The organism is Rathayibacter sp. AY1F6 (assembly GCF_002932035.1).
Classification (GTDB): domain Bacteria; phylum Actinomycetota; class Actinomycetes; order Actinomycetales; family Microbacteriaceae; genus Rathayibacter.
In genome coordinates this window covers 22,135-35,187 of sequence record NZ_PSVD01000026.1, presented here as the reverse complement: position 1 = coordinate 35,187, position 13,053 = coordinate 22,135, and the positions used below count along the sequence as shown (strand labels likewise).

The window sequence follows — 13,053 nt, the reverse complement described above, 5'->3', positions numbered from 1 at the left end:
GACCGGAGGGATCCGCTCAGCCGGCTGAGCGGATCCCTCCGGTCGGACCCCAGGCGACTCCGGTGCCGCCCGCGTCGACGCCCGCTCCACCAGCGGCATCGGCACCAGCACCCGCTCTCCCGGAGCGCCGCTCAGCAGCAGCTCGACCGCCCGGCGGCCCATCTCCTCGTGCGGCAGCGCCACGGTCGTCAGCCCGGGGCGGAGGTAGGCGGCCAGCTCGTCGTCGTCGAACGACACCACGGCGACATCGCCCGGGATCGAGAGCCCCGCCTCCGCGACCGCCTGGTAGGCCGCCTTACGCCGAGCGGCTTCGGGCACGACGGCGCGGGCGGACAGGTCGCCTTCGCCGACCCGGACGCGGGAGTCGGCTTCGCGTTCCTCACCAACCGGATGGAGGGGGTCGGCGACGTGCGCGCGACCCGCGTCGTCGAGGCGCTCGCGACCGCGCTGCGACTGCCCGCTCCGCGCGGACTCTGACCCCTCCGCGCGGACTCTGGTCCCTCCGCGCGGACTCTGACCCCTCCGCCCCACCCCCGTCAAGGGGTGGGGCACCCGGTCGGCGCCGTCCTAGCGTCGGGGACGGGCCGACCGGAGGGGCGGTCCGGGATCCAGGGGAGGGCGAGATGCAGAAGCTGTACTACGCGAGCGGATTCGTGCTGCTGGGCGACGAGGTGTGCTCGGCGGTCGTCGAGTACGCGCAGGCGCTGGCGAACGTGGGGAAGTCGGACCTGGTCGTGGTGCCGTCGCTCTCGGACGAGGGGATGCGCGGCGAGACCCGTCTCCTGGTCGGGCCGGCCAGCCAGCTCTTCACCAGCCCGGCGCTCGACCGCGGCGTCGACCTCGACGACCCGGAGGCGGTGGAGTCGATGCGCGAGAAGACCCGACGGCTCCAGCCCGCGCGGCCGACCGTGCAGCCGCGCGGCGAGGGCGACGACAGCGAGGACGACGGCGGGACCGACTACCTCTGACGCCTCAGGTGTCGAGCGTGGTGCTGGGGCGCTCGCCGAAGCGGTGGGCGTACGAGGCCGAGAACCGGCCGAGGTGCGCGAAGCCCCAGCGCCGTGCGACCTCGCTGACGCTGACGACTCCGGACTCGCCCGCCCGCAGCTCCTTCTGCACGCCGTCCAGCCGGATCCGCCGCAGGTAGTCGACCGCGGTGAAGCCGAACTCGCGCCGGAACTCGGTCTGCAGCGTCCGCAGGCCCATGCCCGCCGCGTCGGCGATCTGCTCGGTCCGGAGCGGCTCGTGGGCGTGCTCGTACATGTACTCGATAGCCTGGCGGAGGCGCCCCGAGCGGGGTACTCCGAGGTCGCCGGGAGTGTCCAGCGTCGAGTGCGGGAAGGTCTCGAGCAGGGCGACGGCGACCGCGCGGTCGGCCTCGCGGCGCAGCAGCGGCGAGCTGTCGGCGTCGTAGATCACCCGGGCGACCGTCGCGACGGTCGCCGACCAGCGCCGCAGCGCCGCGCCCTCGGGTCGTGCGGTGGTGTCGAAGAGGAGGGGGCCGCGGGTGCCCTCGACCTCCTCCGCGATGCCCTCGAGGTACGCGCCGTCGAAGTGGATGAGGTTCTGGCGGTAGTCGTGGAACTCGAACCGGCTGGGACGGTCGTTGACGAAGATCGCCGGCTGCCCGAATCCGAGGGTCACCGCGTCGCCGTCGAGATCGGTGACGCCCGCGCCGGCGGTCAGCCACGAGACGACGTACTCGCCCTCGGTCTGGATCGAGCCCTGCACGGAGCCGGCGAACTGGCTGCCGCGGAGCGTCACGTCGCCGTCGCCGACGGAGGTGTAGCGGTACGAGAAGTCCTCGCCGGGCTCGACGACGAAGCGGTGCCCGTTGTACGACTGCTCGAAGAGGTCCCGCGCCTGCTCGATGTCACGCCCGCCGATGTCGGAGCGCATGACCTCGTCCTTCTCGTTCATCCCGATCAGGGTCGCACGAGGAGCGCTCCTCACCGCGTGCCCCGAACGGGGAATTCGTTAAGCGGATAAACCAGTCGCGGGTCCGGCGGCGCGGGTCATGGCCTGGACGGTCGCCGCCTGGAACTGCGTGAGCAGCACCACGGTGTGCCGCGCTCCGGCTTCCACGGCGAGCGAGAAGGTGGCGCCGGCCGGAGTGGCCCGCCAGGAGCGGATGTCGCGGGTGCCGACGCGGGTCGAGTCGCCGGTGCCGGCGCTCCGCAGCACCAGGGAGTCGGGCAGCACGCAGAGCGCGCCCGTCACGCCGTCGACAGTGGAGGAGCACTCGAAGCCTGCGTCGTCGTGCACTGCACCGGCGAGCTCGACGAAGTCGGTGACCTCCATCGGCTCGTCGTCGTCGCGCCTGGACACGGCGCGCTCAGGCAGCGTGCGTGAGCCCGGAGGACTCGGGCTGCTGCGCCGGCTCGGTGACGATCCGCAGGCCCCGGCCGCTGTTGGCCTCCTCCATCAGTGCGCGCACCCAGGTGGCGTTGATCGCCGGCATGCGGCTTCCGTGGAACGAGAACTGGAGAGGGATGGTCGGGTGCAGCCAGAGCGTCTGGCGTCCGGTGCCGTGCGCGCTCGAGGCGTCGAGCTGGAAGGCGAACGCCTCGTCGCGACGGAACTTGTTGATCATGACGATCTGGAGGTGCGCGAGCGCGCGGTCGTCGATCTCGTGCGAGGTGGGGGGAGTGCCGTAGAGGAGAGCGCCCATGGTGCGTGCCGCCGTTCTGTGCTGTGTCGCGGGTGCCGGCCGCGACGGTGAGGTGCCCCGGCGAGTGCCGCCGGGAGGGGGAGTGCGAGATGGTGGGGGTGTTCGTGGGGAGCAGGACCCGGGGTGTGCTGTGCCGCCGAGTCGAGTGTCCGGAGTGTCGATCCGGGGGTGCCGTGCTCCGGGATGTCGAGCCCGGATGCCGTCGCGCCGAGCCGTCGATCCCCGCTGACGCCTGCTCTGCAGGCCCGTGGAGTCGGGCGGTCGGGCCGTCCCTCCGGCTGTTCTCCGAAAGTACGCCCCTCGTTCGGAGGGCACGTGCCGCTATCCGGAATGCGAAGCAGTGGCCCCGGCCGCCGGGCGGACTCCCAGCCGGGTGACTCCGGGGCTCAGTTGCGGGTGCCTCGGGTGGGCGGTGCGGCTGCGTCGAGACACGCGCTCGTGCGCGAGACGCCGTCTCGGCGGCGGTGTGGGCGTGTGGAGCGGGAGGAGGCGTGACAGTGCGCTCACTGGACAGGGCGTGCGGCTCCGTCGAGACGCCGCGCTCGTGCGCGAGACGCCGTCTCCGCGGCGGTGTCTCGGCGTGTGCGGGAGGAGGAGGGTGCGCTCCTGCGCGAATCGTCGCGCCGACGCTCAGAAGGCGTAGCGGACGCGGCAGTAGGGGAGGCGCTCGGCGAGGAGGGCGCGGAAGCGGTCGAGGCTGGCGCGCTTGAGGTCGCGTCGGTAGCGGATGTTGACGGCGCCGTTCTCGGAGACCTTCTGCTCCTGGCGGCCAGGCTGCCAGAGCAGCGACTCCGCCTTGGGGTGCCAGCCGAGGTTCACCTCGTGCAGGCCCTCGTTGTGGGTGAGGAGGATCACCTCGGCCGCGAGCTGCGCCTTCGCCCGCGGGTGGAGGGCGGCGTCGAGCTGGTCGAAGAGCTCGGTCCAGTCCTGCTGCCAGGTCTCGGTGAGGATCACGGGCGAGAAGTTGACGTGCACCTCGTAGCCGGCGTCGACGAAGTCGTTGATCGCCGCGATCCGCTCGGCCATCGGCGAGGTGCGGATGTCGGTGACCTTCGCCGTCTCGGCGGGCATCAGCGAGAACCGGATGCGGGTGCGCCCGAGCGGGTCCCACTCGAGGAGCTCGCGGTTGACGTACTTGGTCGCGAAGGACGCCTTGGCGGTGGGCGACATCCGGAACAGCTCGCAGAGGTCGCGGACGTTCTCGCTGAGCAGCGCGTCGACGGAGCAGTCGCTGTTCTCGCCGATGTCGTAGACCCATGCCTCCGGGTCGCACTGGTTCGCCTCGGCCTTGGGGCCCTGCTTGGCGATGTGCCGGGCGAGGTGGCGCTGGATCTGCTCGATGTTCGTGAAGAGCGTGATCGGGTTGCTGTAGCCCTTCCTCCGCGGCACGTAGCAGTACACGCACGCCATGGCGCAGCCGTTGGCGGTGGAGGGGGCGATGAAGTCGGCCGAGCGGCCGTTCGGGCGCGTGACGAGCGACTTCTTCACCCCGAGCACGAGCGCCTCCGTCTTGATGCGCACCCAGCGCGCGACGTTCGCCTCGTCGCCGTGCACCTCCGGGATCAGCCAGTGCGACTCGACGGGCACGATCTCGGCGCCCGGCCACCGCGCCAGGACCTCCTGCCCACGGGGCAGCTCGAGCGCGGCCGGCTCGGCGTAGATCCGCCGGATGTCGAGCAGGCGCCGCTCGCGGACCTGCGCGGACGCGGGGCTCGGAGCGGTGTCGGACATGAGTCCGTTCTACCGGCGACCACCGACATCCGCGGGGGCGGGGCCGTCGCCCGGCGCGCAGGTCCTCCGCCCGGCTGCAGGCACCGTGGCGCCGCTCCCTCAGGATGGAGGCATGCCCTCCTCCGCCGACCGCTTCCGCCGCGCCGCCGTCGAGCTCGCGCAGACCTCCCATCGGCAGGTCGAGTGGGCGCTCGCCGTCGCGGAGGATGCGCGCCTCCTCGCCCTGATCGACGAGCTGCCCGCGCAGCACCGGCAGCCGTCCCTGCTCTTCTCGGTCGCGCGGCTGCTCGGCGTGCCCGACGTCGACGGCGCCGGATTCGCCGCGTGGCTCCGGAGCGAGTGGGCGCGGGTGGCGCCGGTGGCGGCGGAGCGGAGGACGCAGACCAACGAGGCGCTGCGGTGCGCGCCCCTGGTCGCAGCGCTGGAGCGGATCACGGAACCCGGTGAGCCGGTGGCGCTCGTCGAGATCGGCGCCTCCGCGGGGCTCTGCCTGGCGCCGGAGCGGTACTCCTACGCCTTCACGGCGAGCGACGGCGAAACGAGGCTCGGGTCGGGCGCGCCTCTGCTGCGGTGCGCGGTGAGCGGAGGCGCGGCGCCGGCGCGGCTGCCGGTCGTCGCGTGGCGCCGGGGGCTCGACCTGGCGCCGCTCGACGTCCGCTCGCCCGAGGACGTCGCCTGGTTGGAGGCACTGCTCCCGCCCGACCGCCCGGAGCGGACCGCGCGGCTCCGCTCGGCCGTGGAGACTCTGCAGGACGACCCGCCGACGATCGTCGCGGGCGATGCGGCCGCCGAGCTGCCCGCCCTGCTCGACGCGGTGCCGCCGGGTCTGCGGACGGTCGTCGTCTCGCTCGGGACCCTGGTCTACCTGCCGTGGCCCGCGCGCGAGAGCGTCCTGGCGACGGTCGCCGATCGCGGCGCGAGCCTGGTGACGCTCGAGGCGGAGGCGCTGCTCCCGCACCTCGTCGCCGCGCGCGGGGACCGCACGGCTCCCGAGCCGACGCCGTTCCTGCTCGCCGCCGACGGCGTCCCGCTCGCGAGCGCGGCCGCCCACGGCGGCACCCTCTCCTGGCTGGCCTGAGGCGCGCTCCCGCGCCGTGTGCGGGCTGCCCGAAGCTCGGGAGGTGCCCGGCGCCCGGTGCTCGCTCCGCGCCGGCGCTCGATCCGCGCCCACTGTTCAAGAGTTGTCGCACTCAGCGTCGAGTGCGACGACTCCTGGACTCTCGCGGAGGGGAGGACGGTCGAGCGCAGGACTCAGAGCTCAGAGCCAGAGCTCAGAGCGCCCAGCGCCCAGCGCCCTACAGTCCGTCGACGACGAGCTGCGTCGCGCGCGGGACGTACGAGGTGTTCGTCGTCGGGTCCCAGCCCACGAGCGCGACCGCGTCGCCGCCGACGCGCGCGGTGATGCCCACGAGCGAGAACGGCTTGCCGCCCACGGCTCCGGACACCTTCCAGCCGAGCGTCTCGTCGGCGCCGGTCAGCGTCTGCTCGGTGCGCTCGACGGTCGTCTCGACCGGCACGCCCTGCATGGCGAAGAGCGTCGAGCCGGAGGCGCAGCGCGTGGTCGCGTCGGTGGCGCTCGCGAGGAGCGAGGCGGCCGCGTCGGCGGTGCCGGTGCTCGACACGACAGCGGTCATGGAGCGGTCGGCGCTGGTGCCGTACGAGAGTCCGGCGGCGGGCTGCGCGGTGTCCCAGCCCAGGCCGAACGGCGAGAGGCAGCTGGCGTCGGTCGCGGTGAGGCCGGGGTAGATCGAGTCGAGCATCTCCTGGATGCTCGCGTACTCGCCGGGCACGAACTGCACGCCGGTCAGCACGGCGGCCACCTGCTCGCCGGTCTTCTGAGCGGTGTCGGCGGTCGGGGCGGCGGCCGTCGCGGTGGCGGACGGGGCGGCCGACGACGAGGGGAGCGTCGGAGTGAACGGGCGGAGGGTCGATCCGCTCGTCGCGGTCCCCGCGCAGCCCGAGAGGGCGAGCAGCAGCACGCCTCCCATCAGAGTCGTGCGCAGCAGTGTCTTGGACATCATGTCTCCCCCTTCGCCCGCCGGCGCCGCACCGGGGCGCCTGAGGCTAGCAGAGCCCCGCGTCCCGGAGGCGGCTCGGCGCCGCCCGCAGGACGGAGGCGGCCCGGTGGCACCCGCAGACCGGAGGCGGTCCGGCAGCGCGTGCGGATCGGGGTCGGCCCGGCCCCACCCGCACAACGGAGCCCGGAACCCCGAACCCGCGCCTCCGACGGCCGTTCCCGCCGCCTCCGCTCCGCAGCTCAGATCTCGGTGTGCCCGAGCTCGGCTCCCGCGAGCAGGCGGATCTCCGGCTCGGCGATGCCCTCCAGCTCCAGCACCACGACGCGGTTGCGGCCGGTGCGGGTGACCGGCGAGGGGACGATCAGCGTCCGCTGCGGTCCGCGGCGCCAGTAGCGTCCGAGGAGGAAGCCGTTCACCCAGACCAGTCCCTTGCCCCAGTGCAGCGTGTCCACGTACAGGTCGGCCTGCTCGTCGAGGTCGAACGAGCCGGAGGCGAGCTGCGGTCCGGCCGAGAACGCCGGCGCCGCGACGGCCAGGTCGGGGAGGCACTCCAGCGCGAGGGCACGCGCCGCCCAGCCGGTCAGCGGGGCGCCGTCGAGCGTCACGCCTCCGATCAGGCCCTTGTGCTCGCCGATGCGCGTGCCGTAGTTCACCCGGCCCTGGTTCTCGACCAGGATCGCGAGCTCGCCGCGTCCGCTCGGCAGAGTCAGCGCCCGCTCGTGGTGGTCGCGCGCCAGCACGCCCACCGGCACGCCGTCCAGCAGCACCCAGGCGCGGTCGCGCACCTCCTCGCCCACCACGAGGCGGGCCGGAGCGGAGGAGCCGTCGAGCGTCGTCGTGAAGAGCACGAAGCCGTCGTCGTGGCCGAGGTCGTCGAAGCTGGCCATCGCGTCGAGGTGCGCGGCCGGTCCGAACGCCTGGCCGAGGCCGAGGAGCGCCGGGCCGGGGACGAGCGGAGCGGTCAGGGCGGGGGCCGGCGGGCGCACCGCGGGCACCTCCTCCGGCACCGGCGCGTAGCGCGCGATGACGTCGCGGAACGCCCAGAACTTCGCGGTCGGGTCGCCGCCCTCGTCGAGCGGGGCGTCGTAGTCGTAGCTCGTCGTGATCGCGGCGTAGCGGCCCTTGTCGTTCGCGCCGCTGGTCAGGCCGAAGTTGGTGCCGCCGTGGAACATGTAGATGTTGACCGAGCCCCCGGCCCCGAGCAGCGTGTCGAGCTCCTGGGCGGAGGCGTCGGCGTCCGTCGTGTGGTGCTGGGTGCCCCAGTCGTCGAACCAGCCGCACCAGAACTCCATGCACATCAGCGGCCCGGTGGGCTGGAACTCGCGCAGCGTCGCGAGGCGCTCCGTGGTCCGCGAGCCGAACGAGCCGGTGAGGTGCAGGCCCGGCAGGCTGCCGTCGGCGAGCATCTGCGGAGTGGGCTGGTCGATGGTGGTCAGCGGCACCGTGATGCCGGAGTCGCGGGTCACCCGCACGAGCTCGGCCAGGTACTCCTTGTCGGAGCCGTACGCGCCGTACTCGTTCTCGATCTGCACGAGGACCACGGGCCCGCCGTCGTCGATCTGGCGCGGGGCCACGATCGAGTACACGCGGCGCAGGTAGTCGCTGACCGCGGCGAGGTAGTTCGGCTCCGAGCGGCGCACGCCCACCTCGGGGTCGCGGAAGAGCCAGGCCGGGAGGGCGCCGTTGTCCCACTCCGCGCAGATGTAGGGGCCGGGGCGCACGATCGCGTGCATGCCCTCGGCGGCGATCAGGTCGAGGAAGCGGCCCAGGTCGAGCCCGGCGTCCTCGCGCCACTCGCCGCGGCGCGGCTCGTGCGCGTTCCAGGCGACGTAGGTCTCGATGGTGTTCAGGCCCATCAGGCGGGCCTTGCGGATCCGGTCGGCCCAGAGGTCCGGGTGGATGCGGAAGTAGTGCAGCGCCCCCGACAGGATGCGGTGCGGGCGGCCGTCGAGCTCGAAGTCGACGGTGCCGATGGCGAAGCGGCTCTCGGGAGCGGTGGTCATCTGGATCCCCCTCAGGATCGGTGCCCGGTGTGTCCGAGCGTGAGAACGACGCAGGGCCGACCGGAGCGATCCGGCCGGCCCCGCGTCGAGCAGTGGTGCTACTCCGAGACGGTGAAGCCCTGCGCGTTGCCGTACTGGACGAGCTTGCTCTGCCAGTCGGCGAGGCCCTGGTCGAGGCTGGTGCCGTTGGCGTACGCCTGGCCGACGGTGTCGCCGAAGACGCTGTTCGCGTAGACCTGGTAGGGCAGGTACGACCAGCCGGAGCGGACGTCCTTCGAGGCCTGGGTCAGCACCTCGTTGATCTTCTGGCCGCCGAAGTACTCCGACTCCTGACCGGTGAAGTCCGAGCTGTCGAGGTCGGCCGTGGTCGACGGGAATCCGCCGCTCTGCAGGAAGACGTCGACCGAGGCCTGGTCGCTGTTCAGCCAGCGCAGGAACGCGGCGGCCAGCGCCGGGTTCTCGCTCTGCTTGGTGACGGACTGGCCGCCACCGCCGTTCTCGGCGCTGACGGCGGTGCCGTCGTAGGTCGGGATCGGCGCGACGGCCCAGTCGCCGGAGGCGTCGGGGACGCTGGACTCCAGCACGCCGGGCATCCAGGCGCCGGTCACCAGCGAGGCGATGGAGCCGTCGGCGAGGCCCTTGTACCACTCGTCGCCCCAGGCGGGGGTGTCCGAGAGCAGCTTCTTCTCGACCAGCTGGTTCCAGACGCCGGTCCACTTGGCGGTGCCCTCGTCGGCGAGGTCGATCTTCACGTCCGTGCCGTCGGTGGTGAACGGCTCGCCGCCCGCCTGCCAGATCATGCTGGTCGCGAAGCCGGCGTCGCCGGTGTCGGCGGTGATGTACTTCGACGGGTCGGCGGTGTGCAGCTTCTCGGCCGCGGCGACGTACTCGTCCCAGGTGGCGGGGACGGCGATGCCGTACTGGTCGAAGACGGTCTTGTTGTAGAACAGCGCCATGGGGCCCGAGTCCTGCGGGAGTCCGACGAGCTTGCCGTCGATGTTGACGCTGCCCCAGGTGGAGGCGGAGTACTTGTCCTCGAGGTCGCCCATGCCGTACTGCGACAGGTCGAGGAGCGAGTCCGACAGCGCGAACTGCGGCATGGCGTAGTACTCGATCTGGACGACGTCGGGGGCGCCCGAGCCGGCCTTGATCGCGTTCTCGAGCTTGGTGTACTCGTCCTTGTTGGTGCCGGCGTTGACGAGCTCGACGTCGACCTTGGGGTAGGCCTTCTCGAACGCGGCGACCTGCGCCTCGGCGCTGGGGGTCCAGCTCCAGTACGTGATCTTGCCACCGGCCTCGAGGGCGGAGTCGAGGTCGGCGGCGGAGCCGGCGCTCGTGGTCGTGCCGCCACCGGAGGTGGACGAGCAGGCCGCGAGGGAGCCGGCGGCCAGGGCCGCGACGGCCGCGACGGTCAGGGTCCGCCTGAGGGCGGAACGGGCGATCTTCATGGTGGTGTTTCCCTTCACTTCTTCGTGCTGCGGGTGCTGTGGACGGGGCAGGACGCTCCGGCCGGGGGATGGGTAGGGGGAGGGCTCAGCCCTTGACGCTGCCGGCGCTCAGACCGGACTGCCAGAAGCGCTGGAGTCCGAGGAAGGCGACGACGATGGGGATGATCGTGAGGAGCGAGCCCGTGATCACGAGGTTGTAGATCGGCTGCGCGCTGACGCCGGTGGCCTGCGCGTTCCACTGGTTGAGGCCGACGGTGAGCGGGTACCAGGTGGGGTCGCTCAGCATGATCAGCGGGAGGAAGTAGTTGTTCCAGGTCGCGACGACCGAGAACAGCAGCACGGTCACGATGCCGGGGGCGAGGAGGCGGATGGAGATGGTGAAGAAGGTGCGGAACTCGCCCGCCCCGTCCATCCGCGCCGCTTCGAGCAGCTCGGTGGGCACCGACTCCACCGCGTAGACCCACACCAGGTACAGGCCGAACGGGCTGATCAGCGAGGGGATGATGATCGCCCACGGGGTGTTGGTCAGGCCGAGCTGGCTGAACATGAGGAACGTCGGGACGGCGAGGGCCGTGCCGGGCACCGCGATCGCTCCGAGCACCACGGCGAAGACCGCCTTTCGGCCCGTGAAGCGGAACTTCGCGAGGCCGTAGCCGGCGAGCGTGGCCAGGAGCGTCGCCCCTCCGGCGCCGACGACGACGTAGAGCAGGGTGTTGCCGAGCCAGCGGAGGAAGATCCCGTCGCGGTAGCTGAGGGTGTCGGCGATGTTCTGGAAGAAGACGAAGTCGCCGTCGAACCAGAGGCCGAAGCTCGAGAGCAGGCCGGCCTGCGTCTTCGTCGCGTTGATGACCAGCCAGGCCAGCGGCACGAGGCTGTAGAGGATGAAGACCGACATCAGCAGGGTGAAGGCGATCGACTTCTTGGGCTGCACCGAGGAGCCGCGGCGGGCGGCCGGGCGCTTCGGGGCGCGGGCGGGCGTCCGGGGAGCGGTCGCGAGGGCCATCAGTTCTCCTTCCGCGCGCCGCGGAGCTGCACGACGTAGGCGATCACCGCGGTGATCACGCCCATGACGATGGCGACCGTGGCCGACGCGTTGTACTGCTGACCGGCGAAGGACAGGTTGTAGGCGTACATGTTCGGGGTGAAGTAGGTGGTGATGATGTTCGGCGCCAGCGTCCGGAGGATGTTCGGCTCGTTGAACAGCTGGAAGCTGCCGATGATCGAGAAGATCGTGGCGATGACGATCGCGCCGCGCAGAGCGGGCAGCTTGATCGAGCGGATGACGCGCATCGGGCCGGCGCCGTCGATCTCGGCCGCCTCGTAGAGCTCGCCGGGGATCGTCTTCAGCGCGGAGTAGAAGATGAGCATGTTGTAGCCCACGAACTCCCACGTGACGATGTTGCCGATCGAGGCGAGGATCCAGTCGCGCGAGAAGGGCTGGACGACGTCGGAGCCGAGCAGGTCGTTGACGTTCGCGGCCAGGCCGAAGTTGTCGCCGTAGATGAAGCCCCACATCAGCACCGCGACGACCGCGGGGACGGCGTAGGGGAGGAAGACCACGATGCGGAAGAAGCCGGTGCCGTGGAGGCGGCCGCTGTCGATCGCGAGCGCCGCGACGAGGGCCAGCACGAGCATCACGGGGACCTGCACGACGAGGAACAGCAGGACGCGGCCGAAGCCCTCCCAGAAGTTCGGGTCGGTGAAGATCGCGGCGTAGTTCGCGAAGCCGACGAAGGAGTTGCCGCCCACCAGCTGCTCGCGGAAGAGGCTGAGGTAGATCGAGTAGACGACCGGGGCGATGAAGACCAGGAGGAAGACGACGAGGAAGGGGGCGACGAACGCCATGCCCTTCCACTCGCTCTTCGCCCGCGACTTCGGGGCCGCGAGGGGGGACGCCGGAGGGGCGACCTCGCTCAGCGGGACGGGGGGAGACGTCGTCGTCATGGGATTCCGTTCGGGGAGTAGTGCGGGCCCGCCATGTTCACGTCAACATGGCAGAGCGTCACCGTAGCATGTCCACGTCGCCACCCGCGACTGTTCCTGCGTCACGGTTCGGCGCACGATGCACCACGGCTGACGGGCGGCGCGCTATAAAGGGAAGCCCATGTCACTTGAGACCGACCGCCCGTCCCCGTCCACCCGGCCGCGACGCGGCGTCTCGATGGCCGACGTGGCCCGGCGCGCGAACGTCTCGGGCCAGACGGTCTCGCGGGTGTCGAACGGCAAGCAGAACGTCGACGGCGAGACGCGCGAGCGGGTCCTCGAGGCGATGCGGGCCCTCGGCTACCGGCCCAACAGCGCGGCGCGGGCCCTGCGGACGGGCCGCTTCCACAGCATCGGCGTGATCATGTTCACGCTGTCCTCGTTCGGCAACATGCGCACCCTCGACGCCATCGCGATCGCGGCCGCCGACGCGGGCTACTCGATCACCCTCATCCCCGTCTCCCACCCCACCCAGGGCGAGGTGTCGGTCGCGTTCCACCGGCTGAGCGAGGAGGCGGTCGACGGCGTCATCATCATCGTCGAGGCGCACCTGCTCGACGAGGCCGACATCGTCCTCCCGCCGGACCTGCCCGTGGTGGTCGTCGACTCCGCCGGCGGCGAGAAGTACCCGGTGGTCGACACCGACCAGATGTCGGGCGCCCGCCAGGCCGTCGAGCACCTGCTCGGACTCGGACACCGCACCGTGCACCACATCGCCGGCCCGGACCGCTCCTACTCCGCCGAGCGCCGCCACGAGGCGTGGGAGTCGACCCTGATCGAGCGCGGCGCCCCGGTGCCGGAGGTGCTGGTCGGCGACTGGTCCACCGACTCCGGCTACCGCCTCGGCAAGCGGCTCGCCGCCGATCCGGAGGTCACCGCGATCTTCGCCGCCAACGACCAGATGGCGCTCGGCGTGCTGCGCGCCCTGCACGAGGCCGGACGCGCCGTGCCCGGCGAGGTGAGCGTCGCGGGCTTCGACGACATGCAGGAGTCGGCGAGCTTCTGGCCGCCGCTGACGACGGTGCGCCAGTTCTTCGGCGACACGGGCCGCCGCTCGGTCGACATCCTCCTGCGCGAGCTCGAGTCGGGCGAGCGCACCGGCGTCTCGCTCGTGCCGACCCGCCTCATCGTCCGCGAGAGCACCGGCCCGGCCCCCGCCGCCTCCTGACGCTTCCGCGGAGCCGGCCTGCGGAGCCCGC

The 13,053-nt window shown here is 72.0% G+C and carries 13 protein-coding genes; 3 read left to right on the top strand and 10 right to left on the bottom strand.

Annotated elements, in window-relative coordinates; all coding sequences use genetic code 11:
• A partial coding sequence (locus C5C44_RS15085; protein ID WP_258066770.1) for a substrate-binding domain-containing protein occupies positions 1-531 on the bottom strand: 531 nt, incomplete at its 3' end.
• A gap of 92 nt (positions 532-623) precedes the next feature.
• On the opposite strand from C5C44_RS15085, the gene C5C44_RS15080 reads away from it, so the two are divergent.
• Positions 624-968, top strand: coding sequence for a hypothetical protein (locus C5C44_RS15080; protein WP_104258084.1), 345 nt, complete (start codon positions 624-626; stop codon positions 966-968).
• A gap of 4 nt (positions 969-972) precedes the next feature.
• Here the strand turns inward: C5C44_RS15080 and C5C44_RS15075 are convergent, their stop codons facing one another.
• The 4 genes from C5C44_RS15075 to C5C44_RS15060 form a co-directional block, all read right to left on the bottom strand.
• A complete protein-coding gene (locus tag C5C44_RS15075) occupies positions 973-1,920 on the bottom strand; it encodes an AraC family transcriptional regulator (RefSeq protein ID WP_104336128.1) in 948 nt (315 codons plus the stop codon).
• 57 nt (positions 1,921-1,977) lie between these two features.
• The gene (locus tag C5C44_RS15070) at positions 1,978-2,328 is read right to left on the bottom strand and encodes a hypothetical protein (protein ID WP_104223412.1); all 351 of its coding nucleotides are present in this window, start codon (positions 2,326-2,328) and stop codon (positions 1,978-1,980) included.
• A 7-nt stretch (positions 2,329-2,335) separates the two neighbouring features.
• The gene (locus tag C5C44_RS15065) at positions 2,336-2,671 is read right to left on the bottom strand and encodes an ATP-dependent DNA ligase (protein WP_104223411.1); all 336 of its coding nucleotides are present in this window, start codon (positions 2,669-2,671) and stop codon (positions 2,336-2,338) included.
• 630 nt (positions 2,672-3,301) lie between these two features.
• On the bottom strand, positions 3,302-4,402 hold the full coding sequence (locus tag C5C44_RS15060) for a spore photoproduct lyase family protein (RefSeq protein ID WP_104336127.1): 1,101 nt from the start codon (positions 4,400-4,402) through the stop codon (positions 3,302-3,304).
• A 112-nt stretch (positions 4,403-4,514) separates the two neighbouring features.
• On the opposite strand from C5C44_RS15060, the gene C5C44_RS15055 reads away from it, so the two are divergent.
• Entirely contained in the window at positions 4,515-5,480 is a 966-nt protein-coding gene (locus C5C44_RS15055) for a DUF2332 family protein (RefSeq protein ID WP_181132867.1), read from the top strand.
• 217 nt (positions 5,481-5,697) lie between these two features.
• Here C5C44_RS15055 and C5C44_RS15050 read toward each other — a convergent pair whose 3' ends face one another.
• From C5C44_RS15050 to C5C44_RS15030, 5 genes are all read right to left on the bottom strand, one after another.
• Positions 5,698-6,423, bottom strand: coding sequence for a hypothetical protein (locus C5C44_RS15050; RefSeq protein ID WP_104263590.1), 726 nt, complete (start codon positions 6,421-6,423; stop codon positions 5,698-5,700).
• Between the two features lie 236 nt (positions 6,424-6,659).
• Positions 6,660-8,423 (bottom strand): beta-galactosidase family protein, encoded by a 1,764-nt coding sequence (locus C5C44_RS15045; RefSeq protein WP_104336125.1) that lies wholly within the window; start codon positions 8,421-8,423, stop codon positions 6,660-6,662.
• Between the two features lie 98 nt (positions 8,424-8,521).
• Entirely contained in the window at positions 8,522-9,871 is a 1,350-nt protein-coding gene (locus C5C44_RS15040) for a sugar ABC transporter substrate-binding protein (protein WP_104223423.1), read from the bottom strand.
• A gap of 85 nt (positions 9,872-9,956) precedes the next feature.
• On the bottom strand, positions 9,957-10,766 hold the full coding sequence (locus C5C44_RS15035) for a carbohydrate ABC transporter permease (protein ID WP_258062773.1): 810 nt from the start codon (positions 10,764-10,766) through the stop codon (positions 9,957-9,959).
• A 107-nt stretch (positions 10,767-10,873) separates the two neighbouring features.
• Positions 10,874-11,815 carry a carbohydrate ABC transporter permease gene (locus C5C44_RS15030; protein WP_104336124.1) on the bottom strand — a complete coding sequence of 314 codons (942 nt, stop codon included), beginning with the start codon at positions 11,813-11,815 and terminating at the stop codon, positions 10,874-10,876.
• A 160-nt stretch (positions 11,816-11,975) separates the two neighbouring features.
• On the opposite strand from C5C44_RS15030, the gene C5C44_RS15025 reads away from it, so the two are divergent.
• The gene (locus C5C44_RS15025; RefSeq protein ID WP_146076621.1) at positions 11,976-13,022 is read left to right on the top strand and encodes a LacI family DNA-binding transcriptional regulator; all 1,047 of its coding nucleotides are present in this window, start codon (positions 11,976-11,978) and stop codon (positions 13,020-13,022) included.
• Positions 13,023-13,053: the final 31 nt, after the last annotated feature.